The 22,624-nt window shown below is 74.5% G+C and carries 1 protein-coding gene and 1 pseudogene; both read left to right on the forward strand.

The window, feature by feature from the left end:
- Window positions 1-36: 36 nt before the first annotated feature.
- Window positions 37-12,096: pseudogene (locus AC08OV_RS14865) on the forward strand (type I polyketide synthase); the annotation flags it as partial.
- Window positions 12,097-12,150: 54 nt separating this feature from the next.
- Window positions 12,151-22,624: SDR family NAD(P)-dependent oxidoreductase (locus AC08OV_RS14870; RefSeq protein WP_476619799.1), on the forward strand; the 10,474-nt coding region annotated here is incomplete at its 3' end.

Below are 22,624 nucleotides of genomic sequence, written 5' to 3' on the forward strand. Positions count from 1 at the left end.
GGTCGGCCGCGTCGGGCGGGTGTGTCGTCGTTCGGTGTGAGTGGGACGAACGCCCACCTCATTCTTGAGGAGGCGCCCGCGGTCGCGATTCTTGAGGAGGCGCCCGCGGTCGCGCCGGTGGCCGTGGCTGGGTCCGTCGGTGGTCAGGCCGGGGTTGAGCCGGTCGGTGTTCCTGCTGGGCCGGTTGTCCCGGCTGTTCTGCCCGGTCCGGTGCCGCTGGTGGTGTCGGCCCGCACCGCGGGTGCGCTGGCCGGGCAGGCCGCCCGGCTGGTTGCGTCGCTCGGGACCACGCCTTCGCTGGCCGTGCTGGCCTCGGCCCTGGTTCGGCACCGCGCCGTGCACGAGGAACGGGCCGTCGTCGTCGCCGGTGACGACGAGGAGGCCCGGGCGGCGCTGCTCGCGCTGTCTCGCGGTGAGTCGGACCCGGCCCTGGTCAGGGCGGAGGGTAGCACTGGCGGTGGTCGGCTGGTGTGGGTGTTCCCCGGCCAGGGCGCGCAGTGGCTCGGCATGGGCCGTGAGCTGCTCGGCAGCCACCCCGGCTTCGCCGCCCGGGTCCGAGAGTGCGAGGTCGCGTTCGCGCCGTGGATCGAGTGGTCGCTGGACGACGTCCTGCGCGGACAGGTCGAGGTCGGGTTCGCGGAGCGGGTTGACGTCGTCCAGGTCGCCAGCTTCACCGTCATGCTCGCTCTCGCGCAGGTCTGGACCTCTGCCGGCGTGGTGCCGGACGCCGTGATCGGGCATTCCCAGGGTGAGATCGCGGCTGCCTGTGTGGCTGGTGCGCTGACGTTGGAGGACGCGGCCCGGGTGGTCGCTGTCCGGGCTCGGGTGATCGCGGCGTCGCTGGCCGGTCGCGGTGGGATGGCGTCGGTGGCGCTGCCGGAGGTCGAGGTCGTCGAGTGGTTGCGGCCCTGGTCGGGGCGGGTGTCGGTGGCCGCGGTGAACAGCCCGGTCTCGGTGGTGGTCGCCGGCGCCGCGGAAGCTCTCGGTGAGGCGCTGGACGCGCTCGCGGCCGGCGGCGTCCGGGTCCGGCGAGTGGCCGTCGACTACGCCTCGCACACCCCGCACGTGGAGGCGGTCGAACCAGTCCTCGCGCAGGCGCTTGCCGGGGTCCGCTCGCAGGTGCCCGTGCTGCCGTTCTACTCCACGCTCACCAGGCACTGGGTGGAGGCCGCCGGCGTGCTCGACGGCGGCTACTGGTACCGCAACCTGCGCCACCAGGTGCTGTTCGGCCCTGCGGTGGCCGATCTCATCGGGGCAGGCCACACGACGTTCATCGAGATCAGCGCTCACCCGGTGCTGGTCCAGCCGGTCACCGAGACCGCCGACGATCTGGGCGCCGCGGTCGCGGCCAACGGAACGCTGCGCCGGGACGACGGCGGCCTCCCACGGCTGCTGACCTCGCTGGCCGAGGCCTTCGTACACGGCGTGCCGGTCGACTGGGCCGCCCTCACACCGGCCGGAGCCACCTGGGTCGACCTGCCGACCTACGCCTTCGAGCACCAGAGGTACTGGCTACCTGCGATCACCGCGACCGATCCGGCCGGGCTCGGCCTGACCCCCACCGGCCATCCCCTGCTCGGTGCGGTCGCCGCCCTGCCAGCGACCGGCGGTTTCCTGGCCGTCTCGCGCTGGACGGCGGCAGCGCACCCGTGGCTGGCCGAACACGCCGTGGCCGGCGGTGTCCTGATGCCGAACGCCGCGCTCGTGGAGGCGCTCGTCCGCTTCGGCGCCGAGATCGGCACTCCGGCGCTCGAGCGCCTGGAGGTCGCACGGCCCGTGTTCCTGCCCGAACGCGGCGGCCGCGACGTCGAGATCGTCGTGGGCGCCGCCGCCGGGTCTGGCCGTCGCACAGTGGAGATCTGGTCGCGGAGCGACGGCGAGGGAGTACGCGACGCCTGGACGAGGCACGCGGCCGGGACCCTCGTGACCACCCTGGGTCCGCCCGAAAGCCCCTCCGTCGGCAGTGATCCCGCCGCGGGCATGGCAGTGATCACCACCGCCGCGTCCGGGGGCACGGGTCGCTACGGCCTGCACCCGACCTTGCTCGACGTGGCTGTCCGGGCCCTGCTACCCGAGGGCACTACCGACGCCGTCTGGTCCGGGGTGCAGCTGTGGGCGACCGGCGCGAGCGAGGTCCGGCCGTCGGTGTCCCGCACCGGCGGTGGCTTCGGCCTGCGGCTGGACGGCCCCGACGGCGCACCGGCGCTGTCGGTGGTGTCGGTCGAGGTCCGCCCCTTCTCACCGGCGGACGTCGGCGCGCGGCTCCCGCTGTACCACGTCGAATGGGCCGACTTACCGCTTCCGGCCGCAGGTCCCACGCCGCGCGTGGCCCGGGTCGCGACGGCGGGCGCCGTTGACGAGGCGGGCGCCGGTCAGGTGCCCGACGTCGTGCTCCTCGAGGCGCCACGGGGGACGGACGACCCGCGGGTTGCGGCCGGCGCCGTCCTCGACGTGCTGCGGGCCTGGCTGGCCGAGCCGTCGCTCGAGTCGAGCCGTCTCGTCGTGCTCGGCGAAACCGGCGAGGACCTCGGTGCGGCCGCCGTCCGTGGACTGTTGCGCTCAGCGGCGTCCGAGCACCCGGGCCGGATCCTGCTGGTCGAGGTGGACGACGGCGAGCGGCCGCCCTCGGACGAGCTGCTCGGCAGGATGCTGGCCAGTGGCGAGCCCGAGATCCGCCTGCGCGGGCCGGTGGCCCGGGCGCCGAGACTCGCCCGACTGCCCCAGCCGCCGGTCACCGGCACCAGCGCGGTCACTGACGACACCGCGGTCACTGACGACACCGCGGTCACCGGCAACGGCATGGGCGCGGGTCTGGCGGCCCGCCCACCGAACCCGGACGGCACTGTTCTGATCACCGGTGGGACCGGAAAGCTCGGCGCGATCACCGCCGGGCACCTGGTGCGCCGGCACGGCGTCCGCCGCCTCCTGCTCGTGAGCCGTCGTGGCCCGGAGGCCGACGCCGCTGACGCCCTGTACGCGGAGCTCACCGGGCTGGGTGCCCACGTGACGATCGCGGCGTGCGACGTCGGCGACCGTGACCAGCTGGCCGCGCTGCTGGCCGCCGTGCCGGCGGAGGCGCCGCTGACCGCCGTCGTGCACACCGCCGGCGTGCTCGACGACGGCGTGGTGGCCGGGATGACCGCCGAGCAGCTCGACACCGTGCTGCGGCCGAAGGTGGACGCCGCTCGGCATCTCGACGAGCTGACCCGTGACCTGGACCTGGCCGCGTTCGTGCTGTACTCCTCGGCCGCCGGTGTCCTCGGTAATCCCGGCCAGGCCGGCTACGCCGCGGCCAACGCCGCGCTGGACGCCCTCGCCGGCCGCCGCCGGGCCGCCGGGCGGCCGGGCACCAGCATCGCGTGGGGTTACTGGCGCGAGGCCAGCGGCCTGACGCGACATCTCGGAGCGGCCGACCTCCGCCGGACGCGGCGCTCCGGGATGCTGGGGCTCTCGGACGCCGAGGGCCGCGCACTGCTGGACGACGCCCTCCTGACCGCCGACGCAGGCAGCCCGCTGGTCGCCGCCCATCTCGACCTGGCCGGGCTGCGGGCCGCGGCCGTCCGTGAACCCGTCGGACCGCTGCTGCGGGGACTGGTCCCCCTCCTGAGGCCGGCGGACGGCGGCTTGCCCGCGCGGGGGGCGAACTCGTTGGCGGCGGAGCTCTCCGGGCTTGAACCGCGGGAGCAGACCGACCGGCTGGACCGGCTGGTGCGCCGGCTCGCCGCCGAGGTGCTGGGACACCGCGACCCCGAGGCCGTCTCCTCCGGAAGGACCTTCAAAGACGCCGGTTTCGACTCGCTCACCGCGGTCGAGCTGCGGAACAGGCTGACCCGGGCCACCGGTCTCACGCTGCCGCCGGCGACCGTCTTCGACCACCCGCGCCCGGCCGCCCTCGCCGAGCACCTCCGCGCGAAGCTGTTCGCCGCCCCCACGGCCACCTCGACCGTGCGGACCAGGCCGGCGGACGAGCCGGTTGCCGTCGTCGCGATGGCCTGCCACTTCCCCGGCCACGTGCATAGCCCGGAGGACCTGTGGCGGCTCGTGTCCGAGGGCGGCGACGCGGTGACCGGGTTCCCGTCCGACCGGGGCTGGGACGTCGAGCGGCTCTACCACCCGGACCCCGACCACCTCGGGACGTCCTACGTCCGGCACGGTGCGTTCCTGGACGACGCCGCCGGTTTCGACGCCGCGTTCTTCGGCATCTCACCGGTCGAGGCGTTGGCGATGGATCCACAGCAGCGGCTGCTGCTGGAGACGTCGTGGGAGCTGTTCGAGCGGGCCCACATCGACGCGACATCGCTGGCCGGCCGGGACGTCGGAGTGTTCGTGGGGGTGAACAGCCACGACTACGCCGTGCTGACGCGGGACGCGGCGGACGTGGAGGGGTTCCGGCTGACCGGGTCGTCGGCCAGTGTGCTGTCCGGCCGGTTGGCCTACCACTACGGGTTCGAGGGCCCGGCCATCACGCTCGACACGGCGTGCTCGTCGTCGCTGGTCGCCCTTCACCTGGCGACCCGGGCGCTGCGGGCCGGCGAGTGCTCGATGGCGCTGGCCGGCGGTGTCATGGTGATGGCCGACCCGCAGACGTTCGTGGAGTTCTCGCGGCAGCGGGGCCTGGCGCCGGACGGGCGCTGCAAGGCGTTCGCGGACGCCGCCGACGGGACGGGCTGGTCGGAGGGCGTCGGCCTGCTTCTGCTGGAGCGGCTCTCCGACGCCCGCCGGGCCGGGCACCAGGTGCTCGCCGTCGTTGCGGGATCCGCGGTCAACTCCGACGGCGCCTCGAACGGTCTGACGGCACCGAACGGGCCGTCGCAGCAGCGGGTGATCCGGTCCGCGCTGGCGGATGCCGGCCTGGAGCCGGCGGACATCGACGCTGTCGAGGGCCATGGCACCGGCACCACGCTCGGCGACCCGATCGAGGCGCAGGCGCTGCTGGAGACGTACGGAGCGGTTCGGCTGGACCGCCGGCCGCTGTGGCTGGGGTCGATCAAGTCGAACCTCGGTCACACCCAGGCCGCCGCCGGAGCAGCCGGCGTGATCAAAATGGTGATGGCGCTGCGACATGGCGTGCTGCCTCGCACGCTGCATGTGGACCGGCCTTCGGAGCACGTTGACTGGTCCGGCGGTGGCATCCGGCTCCTGACAGCGGCGCAGACGTGGCCCCGCACCGGCCGGCCCCGGCGGGCCGGGGTCTCGTCGTTCGGTATCGGCGGTACGAACGCGCACGTCATCATTGCGGAGCCGCCTGCGGAGGACCGGCTCGAAAGCGACCGTCCGGCAACGGAACCGGCCAGCCATCCAGCCACCGACGGGCCCCTGGAGCCCGTCGCGCTGCCGCTGTCCGCCCGCACTCCGGCGGGCCTGGGCGGACAGGCCGGCCGGCTGGCCGGGTTCCTGGAGGCCCGGCCGAACCTGCCGGACCCCGATGTCGCACACGCCCTCGCCACCACCCGGGCGCACCTCGAGTACCGCGCCGTCGTTGTCGCCGCCGACCGGGCCGGTCTCGTCACGCAACTCCAGGCGCTGCAGACGGGCACGCCGGGACCGGACACGGTCACCGGCACGGTGACCGAGGGCAGACTGGCCGTGCTGTTCACCGGCCAGGGCAGCCAGCGGGCCGGGATGGGCGGCGAGCTCGCCGAGCGGTACCCGGTGTTCCGGGCTGCCTTCGACGGCGCCCTCGACATCCTGCAACACCACCTGGACGGCCACCTCGCCCGGCCGCTGCGCGCGGTGCTTTCCGCCGCGCCCGGCTCGGACGACGCGGCGCTGCTGGAGCGCACGGTCTACGCCCAGGCAGGGCTGTTCGCGCTGGAGACCGCGCTGTTCCGGCTGTTCGCCGCCTGGGGCGTGCAGGCAGACCTGGCGGCTGGCCACTCGATCGGCGAACTGGCCGCGGCCCACGTCGCCGGTGTGCTCGACCTCGAGGACGCCGCCGCGCTCGTCGCCGCCCGCGGGCGGCTGATGGACGCCCTGCCCGACGGCGGCGCGATGGTCGCCGTCCAGGCGAGCGAGGAGGAGGTCACTGCGCTGCTGGAGCGGACGGCCGGGGCGGCCGGCCTGGCCGCGGTGAACGGGCCCGGCGCCGTCGTGCTGTCCGGGGCCGAGGACGCTGTGCTGGCCGTCGCGGCCGAGCTGGCGGCCCAGGGGCGGCGCACCCACCGGCTCGCCGTCAGCCACGCCTTCCACTCGGCGCTGATGGAGCCGATGCTCACCGAGTTCCGGGCGGTCGCCGAGCGGCTGACCTACCGGCCCGCTGGGCTGCCGGTTGTCTCCACGCTCACCGGCGGGCCCGACCGGCTGGGCCGGTGGGCCACGCCGGACTACTGGGTGGAGCAGGTCCGCCAGCCCGTCCGGTTCGCTGACGCCGTCGCGGCGCTGCGGGCCGAGGGCGCCGCCCATGTCCTGGAGCTCGGCCCCGGCGGGGTCCTGACCGCGATGCTTCTGGATCTTCCGGACGAGGCGCTGAGCGGACGCCCGGCCCTGCACGCGGTGGCTGTGCTGCCGGCCGACACCGCCGAGAGCGCTGCTGTGCGCACCGCGCTCGCCGAGCTGCACACCCACGGCGTGGCAGTCGACTGGCCGGCGTTCCTGGGCCGCGACGGTGTGCCCGCCCCGAACGTGGACCTGCCGACCTACGCCTTCCAACACCGCCGCTACTGGGTGCAGGCCGGCTCCGCGGGCCTCGCTGCGGCCGCCGCCGGGTCCGCGAGCGACCCGGACCGCCCGGACGCGGTGTTCGAGAACCCCGCGGATCGCCGCGTCCGTCCGGACGAGCGCCTGGCCGACCCCGACCGCGCCCGGCGGGCCAGGGCGCTGGCCGACCTGGTCCGCGAGAGCGTGCTCGTGGTGCTCGGCCATGGCACGGACACCCCCGACGAGGGCTTCGACCCCGACCAACCCTTCAAGAACCTGGGCTTCGACTCGCTGGGAGCGGTCCGGCTGCGCAACCGGCTGCGCGACTTCACCGGCGTGGAGCTGCCCAGCACGCTTGTCTTCGATCACCCCACGCCTGGGCTGCTGGCCACTCACCTGCTCGGGCGGCTGTCCGGCGACGCCGAGCCGGCGGCTGGGATGCCGGTCCTCGCGGCACCGGGCGAGCCGGACGAGCCGATCGCGATCGTGGCCATGGCCAACCGGCTGCCCGGCGGCGCCGACAGCCCGGAGGCGCTGTGGTCCCTGCTGCGCGACCGCCGGGACGCTGTCGGCGACTTCCCTGCCGACCGGGACTGGGACGTCGACCGGCTCTACCATCCCGACCCCGCCCACGCCGGCACCAGCTACACCCGCTCCGGCGGGTTCCTCAACGACGCCGCCCTCTTCGACGCCGCACTGTTCGGCATCTCCCCGCGCGAAGTGCTCGCGATGGACCCGCAGCAGCGGCTGCTGCTCGAGACGTCCTGGGAGGTGCTGGAACGGGCCGGGATCGACCCGCTCTCGCTGCGTGGGCGCGACGTCGGCGTCTTCACCGGGATCGTCCACCACGACTACGTCACCCGGCTGCGGCGGGTGCCGGAGGACGCGCAGGGCTATGTGATGACCGGGACGGCGTCCAGCGTGGCCTCGGGCCGGGTGTCGTACGTGTTCGGGTTCGAGGGGCCGGCCGTCACGGTCGACACCGCCTGCTCCTCCTCGCTCGTGGCGATCCACCTGGCCGCGCAGGCGCTGCGCCGCGGCGAGTGCTCGATGGCGCTCGCCGGCGGCGCGACCGTGATGGCGAGCCCGGATGCCTTCCTGGAGTTCTCCCGGCAGCGCGGGCTGTCCGCGGACGGCCGGTGCCGGTCCTACTCGTCGACGGCGGCCGGCACCGGCTGGTCCGAGGGCGTCGGAGTCCTGCTGTTGGAGCGGCTCTCGCAGGCACGGCGGCGCGGGCACCGGGTGCTCGCGCTGGTACGGGGCAGCGCCGTCAACTCCGACGGCGCCTCGAACGGGCTGACGGCGCCGAACGGCCCGTCGCAGCAGCGGGTCATCTGGCAGGCCCTGGCTGGCGCCGGGCTGTCCCCGGCCGACGTCGACGCCGTGGAGGGCCACGGCACCGGCACGACACTCGGCGACCCGATCGAGATCCAGGCGCTGATGGCCACGTACGGGCAGGGCCGGGAGCCGGGCCGGCCGCTGTGGCTGGGTTCGCTGAAGTCCAACATCGGCCACACCCAGGCCGCGGCCGGGGTGGCCGGCGTGATCAAGACGGTCCAGGCGCTGCGCCACGGAGTCCTTCCGGCCACGCTGCACGTCGCCGAGCCGACCGGCCAGGTCGACTGGGCCGAAGGCGCCGTGGAACTGCTGACAACGGAACGGGAGTGGGTCCGGGACGGCCGGCCGCGGCGAGCGGGCGTGTCGTCGTTCGGTGCCAGCGGTACCAACGCGCACGTCATCCTCGAGGAGGCGCCCGGCGAGGAGCCGGTCGTCGGCGAGGTTCCGGCCGCCGCGGCCGCGCCGGCGGCCGACGACGGCCAGGCCGGTGAAGGTCCAGTCCCGGCCGGCGATCGCGCTCGGCGGCCCCACGCCGACCCCACCCGGGCGGACGAGCTCGTGCCGCTCGTGGTCTCGGCCCGGACCGCGCCCGCGCTGGCCGGGCAGGCAGCCCGGCTGGCCGAGCTTGTCGACACCCCGGTCCCGCTGCCCGACCTCGCGACCGCGCTCGTCACCCAGCGGGCGACTCTGGGACGACGGGCGGTGGTGCTCGCCGCGACGAACGGCGAGGCCCTGACCGGGCTGCGGGCGCTGGCCCGTGGCGAGAGCCACCCGGGTGTCGTCACCGGCCCCGCCGCGACGGCGGCCGGCAAGCTGGCATGGGTGTTCCCTGGCCAGGGCGCACAGTGGCCCGGCATGGGTCGCGCGTTGCTGGACACGAATCCGGTGTTCGTCGAGCAGGTCCGGGCCTGTGCCGAAGCGTTGCGGCCATGGATCGACTGGTCGCTGGAGGACGTGCTGCGCGGCGAGGTCGGGGACGGGTTCGCCGACCGGGTGGACGTCGTCCAGGTCAGCAGCTTCGCCGTGATGGTCGGCCTCGCGGCCGTGTGGGCGGCTGCCGGGGTCGTGCCGGACGTCGTGATCGGCCACTCGCAGGGCGAGATCGCCGCCGCGTTCGTGGCCGGCGCGCTGAGCCTCGCCGACGCCGCCCGGGTGGTGGCCCGGCGCAGCCAGGCCATCGCGTCCGGCCTCGCCGGCCGGGGCGGGATGGCCTCGGTGGCGCTGCCGGAGGCCCAGATGGCGCGGTGGTTGGAGCCGTGGGCCGGCCGGGTGTCGGTCGCTGCGGTGAACAGCCCGGCGTCGGTCGTGGTGGCCGGCGACAGCGATGCGCTGGACGGCGTGCTGGAGAGTCTGGCTGCCGACGGCGTCCGGGTTCGGCGGGTCGCGGTGGACTACGCCTCGCACACCGCGCACGTGGAGGCGCTCGAACCGGTGCTGGCGGAGGTCCTCGCCGGGATCGAGGCGCAGGCCCCGGCCCTTCCGTTCTACTCCACCCTGCTCCAGGGCTGGGTCAGCGACGCCGGTGTGCTCGACGGCGGCTACTGGTACCGGAACCTGCGCGACCAGGTGCTCTTCGGGCCGTCGGTGGCAGACCTGATCAAGGTTGGATTCACGACCTTTGTCGAGGTCAGCCCGCACCCCGTACTCGTCCAGCCGGTCACCGAGGCCGCCGAGGCGGCCGGTGTCACCCTCGCCTCGACCGGCACGCTGCGCCGCGACGACGGTGGGCGGCGCCGGCTGCTGGCCTCGCTCGGCGAGCTGTTCGCGGCAGGCGTCACCGTCGACTGGGCGAGCGTGCTGCCGCCCGCCGGCGGCCACCGGGTGGAGCTGCCCACCTACGCGTTCGACCGCCAGCGCTACTGGCTGCGCGACGCGGGTGACCCGGACGGCACGGCGGATGGCGGCGAGGACGCCGAGTTCTGGGCCGCCGTCGAACAGGCCGACCCCGGTGTGCTCGGCCGACTCCTCGGTCTGGCCAGCGGCGGGGCCGGCGTGCTGGCGCCGGTGCTGCCGCTGCTGTTGAACTGGCGCGACCGGCGCCGGGAACGGTCCGCGGCGCTGCAGCTGCGCCACCACGTCACCTGGCAGCCAGTGGAGCGGGACCCGTCGGGCGTCCCGATCGGGCGGTGGCTGGTGCTCCGGCCGGCCACCGGCGGAGCAGATCCGGCCGGTGTCGTCCAGGCGCTGACCGACCTGGGTCTGGACGCCGTCGGACTGGAGGTGCCGCGCGGCGCCGACCGGCCCGCCCTCGCCCGGCAGATCACCGCAACCGCCGCCAGCAGCGATGTCTCCGGCGTACTTTCCCTGCTCGCCCTGGACAGCGGGAGGCTCACCCCGGACGACGCGTGCGTGGCGACCCCGCGGGAGGTCACGCTCGGCACGCTCACCCTCGTGCAGGCCCTCGGGGACGTCGGCATGACCGCACCGCTGTGGTGCCTGACCCGCGGCGCGGTGAACATCGGCGTGCAGGACGCCGTGACCGCATCGGCGCAGGCGGCGCTGTGGGGCCTGGGCCGGGCGGTCGCCCTGGAGCACCCGGATCGCTGGGGCGGCCTCGTCGACCTGCCCGCCGGCCTGGACGGGCGCGCCCTCCGGCACCTGCTCGGCGTCCTGGCCGGCGACACCGGAGAGGACCAGCTCGCGATCCGCCGGTCCGGCGTCTACGGCCGCCGGCTTGTGCGCCGCCCCGCACCCGAGCCGGCCGAAGGCCACTGGCGCCCGAGTGGCACGGTGCTGGTGACCGGCGGTGCGGAAGGACTGGGCCGGCACGCCTCGCTCTGGCTGGCCCGCGGCGGCGCCGAGCACCTCCTCGTCACCACGTCGACCCCGTCGGGTGCGGCGCCGGCCGGCCCTGACCCTGCCGACAGCGGCGGCGAAGCCGACCCGGTGGACCGGCTGCGCGCCGGGCTGGCCGAGCTCGGGCTGGCCACCATCGTGACCTCCTGCCCCGCCGGTGACACCGCCGGGCTCGACGCCCTGCTCGCCGCGGCCGGTCCCCAGCGCCCGCTGACCGGCGTCATGCACGCCGCCGACATCACCTGGACCAGCATGGTTGACGCCAGCGGGCCGGACGATGTGACCGCCGTCTTCGCCGCGAAGGTCGACCAGGCGCAGTGGCTGGCAGAGCGCTTCGCGGACACACCGCTCCAGGCGTTCGTGGTGTTCTCCTCGATCGCCGCGGTGTGGGGCGGTGGCGGCCAGGGCATGTCCGGCGCGGCCAACGCCGTCCTGGACGCGCTCGTGGACGCACGGCGCGGGCGTGGGCTGCGGGCGACCTCGATCGCGTGGGGCGCGCTCGACGAGGTCGGGATCGGCATGGACGAGAACACCCTCGCCCAGCTGCGCCGGCGGGGCGTGCTGCCCATGGCGCCGGACGTGGCGGTGACGGCGCTGGAACAGGCGGTCGAGGCGGACGACCGGTCCGTCGTCGTCGTCGACATCGACTGGTCGGCGTTCATGCCGGCGTTCACCTCCGTCCGCCCGAGCCCGCTTTTCGCCGATCTGGAGGAGGCCGCGGCAGCGCTGCGGGCGGCCCAGCCCGACCAGGACAGCGACTCGGCGTCCGCGCTCGTGGGCTCGCTGCGGGCGGTGCCCGAGGCGGAGCGCAACCGGATGCTGCTCCGGCTGGTCCGTGGCCACGCCGCCACCGTGCTCGGCCACGGCAGCGGTGAGGCCATCGGGGCCCTGCAGGCATTCCAGGAGGCCGGGTTCGACTCGCTGGCCGCGGTGAACCTGCGCAACAGCCTGAACGCTGCCACCGGGCTGCGGCTGCCGACCACGCTGATCTTCGACTACCCGACCCCGGACGCCCTCGTCGGCCACCTGCGCGAGGAGCTGCTGCGCGAGCCGGAGAACGACCCGGCCGCGCGGGAGGAGGAGGTCCGGCAGGTCCTGGCGTCTGTGCCGCTCGCCCGGATCGAGCAGGCCGGCCTGCTGCCGGCCCTGCTCGCGCTGGCCGCCTCCGACGGCCGCACAGACGGCGGCTCGGACGGTGACGGGCGCGACACGGACACCCCGGACCCGACTGCGTTCCCCGCCGCCATCCCGGGCGACGACTTCGACCTGATCGACGGCATGGATGTTGCGGCGCTCGTGCAACGCGCCCTCGACGCGGCCGGATAGGCCCCGCCGGGAGCCCCACGAGCACAGCCAGCGGACGACCACGAAGGGATCGATATGCCGGCGCCTGACGAGCAACTCGTCAATGCACTGCGTGTCTCACTGAAGGAGAACACGCGGCTGCAGCAGGAGAACAGCCGGCTCGCCGCGGCTGTCGCCGAGCCAATCGCGATTGTGTCGATGGCCTGTCGCTACGCGGGCGGGATCCGCACCCCGGAGGATCTCTGGCGGGTGCTGACCGACGGCACCGACGTCTACACGCCGTTTCCGCAGGACCGCGGCTGGGACCTCGAGGGCCTGTACCACCCCGACCCCGACAACCCGGGCACGACCTATGTGCGGGAGGGTGCCTTCCTGCACGACGCCGGCCAGTTCGACGCCGGGTTCTTCGGTATCTCCCCGCGCGAGGCGCTCGCCATGGACCCGCAGCAGCGCCAGCTGCTCGAGGTGTCCTGGGAGGCGCTGGAACGGGCCGGTATCGATCCGCACAGCCTGCGCGGCAGCGACGTCGGTGTCTACGCGGGTGTCGTGCACCAGGACTACGCCCCCGATCTCAGCGGGTACGAGGGCTTCCTGAGCCTGGAACGCGCGCTCGGCACCGCCGGCGGCGTGGCCTCCGGCCGGGTATCCTACACCCTGGGTCTGGAAGGCCCCGCCGTCACGGTCGACACGATGTGCTCGTCGTCGCTGGTCGCCGTGCACCTGGCCGCACAGGCCCTGCGCCGCGGCGAGTGCTCGATGGCGCTGGTCGGCGGTTCCACGGTGATGGCCACGCCCGGTGGTTTCGTGGGGTTCGCCCGGCAGCGGGCGCTCGCGTTCGACGGCCGCTGCAAGTCCTACGCCGCCTGCGCCGACGGGTCCGGCTGGGCCGAGGGCGTCGGCGTCGTCGTGCTGGAGCAGCTGTCCCGGGCCCGCGAGCACGGTCACCAGGTGCTGGCCGTCGTCCGCGGCTCGGCGGTGAACCAGGACGGCGCCTCGAACGGGCTGACGGCGCCGAACGGCCCGGCCCAGCAGCGGGTGATCCGCAGGGCGCTCGCCGCCTCCGACCTGGAGCCGGCCGACGTCGACACCGTCGAGGGCCACGGCACCGGGACCGTGCTCGGTGACCCGATCGAGATCCAGGCGTTGCAGGCGACCTACGGCCAGGGCCGCGACGCGGACTCCCCGCTGTGGCTGGGCTCGGTGAAGTCAGTGATCGGGCACACCCAGGCGGCCTCCGGGGTGGCCGCGCTGATCCGGACCGTGCTCGCGCTGCAGCACGGTGTGCTGCCCGCCACCCGGCATGTCGACGCGCCTACCCCGCAGGCCGACTGGTCGTCCGGCGGCATCGCGCTGCTCACCGAGGCCCGGCCCTGGCCGGTGAACGGGCACCCCCGCCGGGCCGGAGTGTCCGCGTTCGGCGCGAGTGGGACCAACGCCCACCTGATCGTCGAGGAGGCGCCCGCGGCCGAGCCCGCACGGGAGGCCGCGACTGTCCCCGCCCCCGATGCCCGGCCCGCTCCCGCCGCGGCGGCGGCATCCGGCGCAGCGGCTCCCCCCGGCGTGGCGCCCGCGTCCGGAACGCCGTCCGGTCCGGTGCCGCTCGTGGTCACCGCCGCCGCACCCGCATCCCTGACCGGCCAGCTCGAGCGGTTCGTCAGCTACCTCGACGCTCTCGGCGAAACCCCGGAGGACATGCTGCCCCGGATGGCTGGCCTGCTGGCCACCCGGCGGGCGGTGTTCGCCGAGCGCGCGGTGGTGGTGGCCCGGTCCGCCGGCCAGGCCCGCGACAGCCTGGCCGCCCTCGCCCGCGGCGAGAGCACGCCGGCAGCGGTGACCGGGCGGGCCGGCTCGCCCGGCAAGCTCGTATGGGTGTTCCCCGGCCAGGGCACGCAGTGGGCCGGCATGGGCCGGGAACTGCTGGACACCTCAGCGGTGTTCGCTGCCCGGATCGCCGAGTGCGCGGCGGCCCTGGAACGCTGGGTCGACTGGTCGGTGGTGGACGTGCTGCGCGGCGACGCCCCGCCGGAGCTGGCGAACCGGGTGGACGTCGTTCAGCCGGCCGGGTTCGCCGTCATGCTCGGCCTGGCCGCGTTCTGGCAGTCGGTCGGGGTGCTGCCGGACGCCGTCGTGGGCCACTCGCAGGGCGAGATCGCGGCCGCCTGCGTGGCCGGCGTGCTCAGCCTGGACGACGCCGCCCGCATCGTGGCCGTGCGTAGCCAGGCGATCGGTGAGCGGTTGTCCGGGCGCGGCGGCATGGCCTCGATCGCGCTGAGCGAGGCGGAGGCCGCCGACCGGATCACCCGCTGGTCGGGCCGGATCGAGATCGCCGCCGTCAACGGGCCGCGCAGCGTCGTGATCGCCGGCGACGCCGAGGCGCTCGACGACGCACTGGAGGAACTGACCGACCAGGGCGTGCGGGTGCGTCGGATCACCGTCGACTACGCCTCCCACACCGGCCACGTGGAGGCGGTCCGCTCCACCCTGTCCGACGCCTTCGCCGGTATCCGCGCGCAGGCGCCGACCATCCCGTTCCGTTCCACGGTCACCGGCGAGTGGGTGCGTGAGGCCGGCGTGCTGGACGGCGGGTACTGGTTCCGGAACCTGCGTCAGCCGGTCCGTTTCGCCCCAGCGGTCGAGGACCTGCTCGCGAGCGGGCACGGGATGTTCCTGGAGGCCAGCGCCCACCCGGTCCTCGTCCAGCCGATCAGCGAGATCGTCGACGGCCGCGGGGACGGGGACGGCGCCGTCCCGCAGGCCACGGCCGTGGGGTCGCTGCGCCGTGACGAGGGTGGCCTGGGCCGGCTGATGACCTCGATGGCCGAGCTGTTCGTCCGCGGCGTCGACCTCGACTGGGCTCCGGTGCTTCCGGCCATGGCCCTCGCTGTCCCGGGCAGCGGATCCGGCTGGAACGACCTGCCGACCTACGCCTTCGACCGCCGGCACTACTGGCTGCAGCTCGGCTCCGGGCGCTCGGACGCTGCCTCGCTGGGCCTGACCCCGAGCGATCACCCCCTGCTCGGCGCGATCGTGCCGCTGCCGCAGTCCGACGGCCTGGCCTTCACCTCCCGGCTGTCGCTGAAGACCCACCCCTGGCTGGCCGACCACGCGATGCGCGACCACGTGATCGTGCCGGGCACGGTGTACGTCGACCTCGCCGTCCGGGCCGGCGACGAGTTCGGCTGCGGCGTGCTGGACGAGCTTGTGATCGAGGCGCCGCTGGCGCTGCCGGAGAAGGGCGGCGTCCGGGTCCAGGTGGCGGTCAGCGGGCCGAGCCCGAACGGCACCCGCACGATCGACGTCTACTCCGCGCGGGACGACGACCCGGCCGGTTCCTGGAGCCGGCACGCCACCGGCCTGCTGTCGGACGGCGCGCACCGGGCTGCCGCGGCGGCGGTCGACTTCGCGGCGTGGCCGCCACCGGGCGCCGAGCCGGTCGAGATCGCCGACTTCTACACCGATCTCGTCGCCCGCGGCTACGCGTACGGCCCGGCGTTCCAGGGCCTGCGCGCGGTGTGGCGGCGGGGCGCGGAGGTGTTCGCGGAGGCGGCACTGCCGCGCGACCAGCATGAGCAGGCCGGCCGGTTCGGCATCCATCCCGCGCTGTTGGACGCCGCCCTGCACACCAACGCGTTCGTGAACCCGGACGACGAACGGGCGGTGCTGCCGTTCGCCTGGAACGGGCTGGTCCTGCACGCCGCCGGGTCGTCGGCCCTGCGGGTGCGGGTGGCCCCGGCCGGCCCGGACGCGCTGTCCTTCCAGGCGGCCGACGAATCCGGCGAGATCGTGGTCACGATGGACTCGCTCGTGTCACTGCCGGTCTCGGCGCAGCAGATCGGCGCGGCCGCCGACGAGCATCGGGACCTGCTGTTTCACCTGGAATGGAGCGAGCTGCGGCCGGCCACTGACGCGCCGGCACTGCCGGCGGTCGCCAGAATCGCCACCGCCCAGGACGTCGCCGGCCTCGGTGCGCCGGTCGCGGTGCTGGACGGCGCGGTCGGCGACGACGCGCTCGGGCGGACCTGCCAGGTGCTGGCCGCGCTGCAGGCATGGCTGGCCGTGTCCGGCCCTGCCAGCTCCCGGCTCGTGGTCCTGACCCGCACGGCGGTGCAGGCGGCGGACGGCGACGTGCCCGACCCGGCCGGCGCCGCGGTCTGGGGACTGGTCCGCGCCGCCCAGGCCGAGCACCCGGACCGGATCGTCCTGCTCGACCTTGAGCCCGGCGCGGAGGTGGAGCTCGTGCTGGCCGCTGTGCTGGCCTCAGGCGAGCCGCAGGTCGCCGTCCGCGGGTCGGCGCTGAGCGTGCCGCGGATGGTCCGTCACGGCACGGCGGACGGAGACGGGACAGTCGGGGAGCGGCCTGTTTTCCGGCCCGGCGGCACCGTGCTCCTGACCGGTGGCACCGGCTCGCTGGGCGGCGTCGTGGCCCGGCACCTGGTGACCGAGCACGGCGTCCGGCACCTCCTGCTGGCCAGCCGGCGCGGCCCGGAGGCCGAGGGCGCCCGGGAACTCGCGGACGAGCTGCGCATGCTGGGCGCCGAGGACGTCGCGCTGGTCGCGGCCGACGTCGCCGACCGCGACGAGGTGGCCGCGCTCCTGAGGGGTGTCGCTGCCGGGCACCCGTTGTGCGCGGTCGTGCACCTGGCCGGCGTGCTGGACGACGGCGTGGTCGGCGCGCTGACGCCGGAGCGGATGGCCGCGGTGTTCGCGCCCAAGGTCGACGCCGTCCAGCACCTCGACGAGCTGACCCGGGACGCCGACCTGGACGCCTTCGTGACCTTCTCCTCGGCCGCCGCCCTGCTGGGTTCGGCCGGGCAGGGTAACTACGCCGCGGCGAACGCCTGTCTCGACGCGTTGATGGCCCGGCGGCGTGCGGAGGGTCGGCCCAGTGTGTCGCTGGCCTGGGGACTGTGGGAGCAGAACGTTGGTCTGACCGCGCATCTGAGTGAGGTGGACAAGGCTCGGATGAGCCGCGGTGGCGTCCGGGCGATGTCGCCTGCCGAGGGTCTGGAGCTGTTTGACATCGGTCTGCGGGCCGAGCAGCCGCTGCTCGTGCCGATCAAGCTCGACCTGTCGGTGATCCGGTCGGAGGCGGCGGCCAGCGGTGTGCCGCACCTGCTGCGCGCCCTGGTCCGGGCCGGTCGGCGACAGGCCAGGCCCGGCACCGACGGCACGGGCCTGGCCCACCGGCTGGCCGGGCTGTCCGCGGCGGAGCAGGAGAAGCTGCTGCTCGGCCTCGTCGTGGCCGAGGCGGGCGCGGTGCTCGGCTTCAGCCCTCCCGAACTGACCCAGGGCACCAGGGGTTTCACCGACCTCGGCTTCGACTCGCTGACCGCCGTCGAGCTGCGCAACGGGCTCAGCGCGGCCACCGGGGTGAAGCTGCCGGCCACGCTGGTCTTCGACTACCCGACACCGGTGGCGCTGGCCCGCTACCTGCGCGAGGAGCTCGCCGACACCGAGCCCGGCCCGGCGGGCCCAGCGCCGGTCGCCGTGCCGGTGGACCCGGACGAACCGGTCGCGATCGTCGGCATGGCCTGCCGGTTGCCGGGCGGTGTCCGCACCCCCGAGGACCTCTGGCGGCTGCTGTCCGAGGGCGGGCAGGGCATGAGTGACTTCCCGGCCGACCGGGGCTGGCACCTGGAAAGCCTGTTCGATGACGACCCGGACCGGGCCGGCACCGCCTACGTGCACCAGGCCGGGTTCCTGGACGGCGCGGGCCGGTTCGACGCCGCCTTCTTCGGCATCTCGCCGCGGGAGGCGTTGGCGATGGACCCGCAGCAGCGGCTGTTGCTGGAGGCGACCTGGGAGGCGCTGGAGCACGCCGGCATCGACCCGGCGGCCACCGCGGGTTCCGACATCGGTGTCTTCACCGGCATGTCGATCCACGACTACCTCGATTCGCTCAGCGACATGCCGCCCGAGCTGGAGGGCTTCGTGACGACGGCCACTGCGGGCAGCGTGGCGTCCGGCCGGGTGTCCTACGTGCTCGGCCTGGAGGGCCCGGCGGTCACGGTGGACACCGCCTGCTCGTCGTCCCTGGTCGCGATACACCTGGCGGCGCAGGCCATCCGCCAGGGTGAGTGCTCGATGGCGCTGGCTGGCGGCGTGGCTGTGATGGGATCACCGATCGGCCTGCTCGGCATGTCCCGGCAGCACGGCCTGGCACCAGATGCCCGGGTGAAGGCGTTCTCGGTGGGCGCCGACGGCACCGTGCTGTCCGAGGGCGTCGGGGTCGTGGTGTTGGAGCGTCTCTCGCAGGCGCGGGCCCGGGGGCATCGGGTTCTGGCGCTGGTGCGGGGGAGCGCGGTGAACCAGGACGGTGCGTCGAACGGTCTGACGGCGCCGAACGGGCCCTCACAGCAGCGGGTGATCCGCCGGGCCTGGGCGAGCGCGGGACTCGGCGGCGGCGAGGTGGACGTCGTCGAGGGCCACGGCACGGGTACCGCGCTGGGCGACCCGATCGAGATCCAGGCCCTCATCGCGACGTACGGCCGCGGCCGCGACCCGCAGTACCCGCTGCGGCTGGGGTCGCTGAAGTCGAACATCGGGCACACCCAGGCGGCCGCCGGCGTGGCCGGCGTGATCAAGATGGTGCTGGCCTTCCGGAACAGCGTGCTTCCGCCGACGGTCAACGTGAGCGAGCCGACCGACCAGGTGGACTGGTCCGGCGGGTCGGTCGAGCTGCTGACGCGGGCGCAGGAGTGGCCGCGCAACGGGCGGGCCCGGCGGGCCGGTGTGTCGTCGTTCGGGATCAGCGGGACCAACGCGCATCTGATCCTGGAGGAGGCACCCGAGGAGCCGGCACAGGAGCCGGCCGGGGCCGGACCCGTCGGCGGCGACCCCGGTACGGGCAGCCGGCTCGTCGGGGACGTCGTGCCGCTGGTGGTGTCGGCGGGCAGTGCACGGGCGTTGGTCGGGCAGGCGGAGCGGCTGGCGGAGGCCTTGGCGGGGGGCGCTGGCCTGGTGGATGTCGCGGTTGGGGTGGTGGCGCGGCGGGCGGTGCTGGCTGAGCGGGCTGTGGTGGTGGCGTCCTCGGAGGCGGAGGCGGCTGGGGTGTTGGGGGCGCTGGCCGATGGTGGGAGTGATCCGGGCCTGGTCACTGGTGCGCGGGTGGACGGCCGGTTGGTGTGGGTGTTTCCGGGTCAGGGCGCGCAGTGGCTGGGGATGGGTGCGGAGCTGCTTGATTCCTCGGTGGTTTTCGCGGAGCGGGTCCGGGCCTGTTCGGAGGCGTTCGGACCGTGGATCGGCTGGTCTTTGGAAGCGGTTCTGCGGGGGGAGGTGGATGAGGGGTTCGCCGGGCGGGTGGATGTCGTTCAGGTGGCGAGTTTCGCGGTGATGGTCGGGTTGGCCGCGGTCTGGACGTCGGCGGGGGTGGTGCCGGATGCGGTGGTGGGGCATTCGCAGGGTGAGGTCGCGGCGGCGTGTGTGGCGGGGGCGCTGACTCTCGGGGATGCGGCTCGTGTGGTCGCTGTTCGGGCTTTGGCTGTGGCCCGTTCGTTGTCGGGGCGGGGTGGTATGGCCTCGGTGGCACTGCCCGAGGAGGAGGTTGAACAGCGGTTGCGGCCGTGGGCTGGCCGGGTTTCGGTGGCGGCGGTGAACGGGCCGGTGTCCGTTGTCGTCGCGGGGGATGGCGATGCGCTGACCGAGGTGCTGGCTGAGTGGGAGCGGGAGGGTGTTCGGGTCCGGCGTGTGGCTGTGGACTACGCCTCGCATACCGCGCATGCTGAGGTGGTCGAACGGGAGCTGGCTGTTGCGTTGGCCGATGTTCGGGCACAGGCTCCGGTGCTGCCGTTTTATTCGACGGTGACACAGGACTGGGTTCGGGAGCCCGGTGTTCTAGACGGTGGTTACTGGTATCGCAATCTGCGGTCTGTGGTGCGGTTCGGTCCGGTGGTGGCGGATCTGATGGAGGGTGGGTATACGAGGTTTACCGAGATCAGTGCGCATCCGGTGTTGGTGCAGTCGGTTGCGGAGACGGCTGATCTTCTTGATCGAGTGGTGGTGGCGGGCGGGACTCTGCGTCGTGGCGAGGGTGGAGTGCGGCGTCTGCTGACGTCGATGGGGCAGGCCTTTGTTGCCGGTGTCGGGGTTGATTGGAAGGCTTTACTCCCGGCTTCGGGCGAGTGGGTTGAACTGCCCACCTACGCTTTTGATCACCGTCATTACTGGCTTAGGCCGGAGAGTCGGGGTGTTGACGCGGCCGGCCTTGGTCTCGTCGCGGTGGATCACCCGCTTCTTGGTGCTGTGGTGCCGTTGCCCCGGGCCGGGGGGGTGGTGGTGGCTGGGCGGCTGTCCCTGCGCACCGACCCATGGCTGGCGGATCACCGGGTGGGTGGTGTGGTTGTGGTGCCGGGCGCTGTGGCTGTCGAGCTGGCGGTTCGGGCGGGTGACGAGGTCGGGTGCGGTGGGCTTGACGAGCTCGTCGTCGAGGCGCCGCTCGTGCTGCCGGAACAGGGCGCGGTCCGCATCCAGGTCGCCGTCGGTGAGCCCGACGAGAGCGGCCGGCGGCCGGTCGAGATCCACGCCATGCCCGACCAGGGCGGCGACGGCGAGAACGCCCGCTGGTCCAGACACGCGTCCGGCAGCCTGTCCGCGCTCCCGGATGAGCCGGTCCCGGCAGCGGATCGGGCGACGCGGCTGTGGCCGCCGTCCGGTGCCCGTCAGGTCGACCTCGCCGGCTTTCACGCCGAGATGGCCGAGTACGGGTACAGCTACGGCCCGGCGCCCGCGGGCCTGCGGGCGATGTGGCGCCGGGCGGACGAGGTGTTCGCCGAGGTCGCGCTGACCGGTGAGCAGCGCGAACGGGCCGCGCGCTTCGGCCTGCACCCGGTACTGCTCGACGCCGCGCTGCGGTCCGGGCTGCGGCATGCCGTGCTGGACGACCGAACCGACCGGGCCGGCGGGCGGCGCCGGTACTGGCAGCCGGCCGAGTGGTCGGGGCTGGCCCTGTACGCATCCGGGGCCGACGTGCTGCGGGTTCGCCTGTCTCCGGCCGGCGACGGCGATGGCCTGTCGCTGGAGGCGACCGACGAGAACGGGCAGCTGGTGCTCCGCCTGGCCGCGCTCGAGTTCCGGCCGGTCACCGGCGAGCAGCTCGCCGCCGCGACCGGCCGGCAGCGGGACGCGCTGTTCCGGGTGGAGTGGTCGGAACTGCCGCCGGTCACGGCGTCCGGGCAGCTGCCGCCCGTCGTACCGCTCTTCGAGGCGGACGAGGTGGCAGTCCTCGCCGGTGTTGTCGCGGACCCGGTCGTCGCCGTGTTCGAGGCACCGGGCGCGGCTGGTACCGGCTCGGACGACGCCGAGCTGCGGCCGGCGAACCAGGCCCTGACCATGCTCCAGGGCTGGTTGGACGAGCCCCGGCTCGAGCCCTCCAGACTGCTGGTCGTCACCCGGGCCGCGGTGCAGGCGGCGGACGGCGACGTGCCCGACCCGGCCGCCGCGGCGGTCTGGGGACTGGTCCGGGCGGTCCAGGCCGAGCACCCGGACCGGGTCGTCCTGCTCGACCTTGAGCCCGGCGCGGAGGTGGAGTCCGTGCTGGGCGCTGTCCTCGCGGTCGGTGAACCTCAGCTGGCCGTCCGCGGGCTCGTGCTGCTCGCGCCGCGGCTGGCCCGTACGACGGGCACCGGGGGCGGGGACGGCGGGCCTGGTTTCCGGCCTGGCGGCACGGTTCTCGTGACCGGGGGCACGGGGTCGCTGGGCGGCGTCGTGGCCCGGCATCTCGTGGCCGAGCACGGCGTCCGGCATCTGCTGCTTGTCGGCCGGCGCGGCCCGGACGCCCCGGGCGCCGGTGAGCTGGTGGCCGAGCTGGCCGAGCTGGGCGCGGAGGTCTCGGTCGCTGCCGCGGACGTGGCCGACCGAGACCAGGTGGCCGCGCTTCTGGCGAGCGTCGACGCCGGGCACCCACTGGCCGGCGTCGTGCACACGGCCGGGACGCTGGACGACGGCCTGGCCACCATGCTGACGCCGCAGCGGATGGCCGGCGTGTTCGGCCCGAAGGCCGGCGGCGCCCGGCATCTCCACGAGCTGACCCGGGACCTCGGCCTCGACGCGTTCGTCGTCTACTCCTCCGCTGCCGGCCTGTTCGGTTCGGCCGGGCAGGGTAACTACGCCGCGGCGAACGCCTATCTCGACGCGTTGATGGCCCGGCGGCGTGCGGAGGGTCGGCCCGGTGTGTCGCTGGCCTGGGGACTGTGGGAGCAGAAGGTTGGTCTGACCGCGCATCTGAGTGAGGTGGACAAGGCTCGGATGAGCCGCGGTGGCGTCCGGGCGATGTCGCCTGCCGAGGGTCTGGAGCTGTTTGACATCGGTCTGCGGGCCGAGCAGCCGCTGCTCGTGCCGATCAAGCTCGACCTGCGCGCTGTCAGGGCCGACGCCGCTGCTGGGGGCGCTGTCCAGCCGCTGCTGCGCGAGCTTGTCCGGCCCGACCGCAAGGTCGCCCGTTCGCGGGTGTCCGGGCCGGGCGGGGGTGGGCTGGCAGCCCGGTTGGCCGGCCGGTCGGCGGCTGAGCAGGAGGCGGTGCTGCTGGACGTCGTCCGCGCCCACGCGGCCACTG

The organism is Frankia sp. CeTa3Moorea, assembly GCF_978021225.1.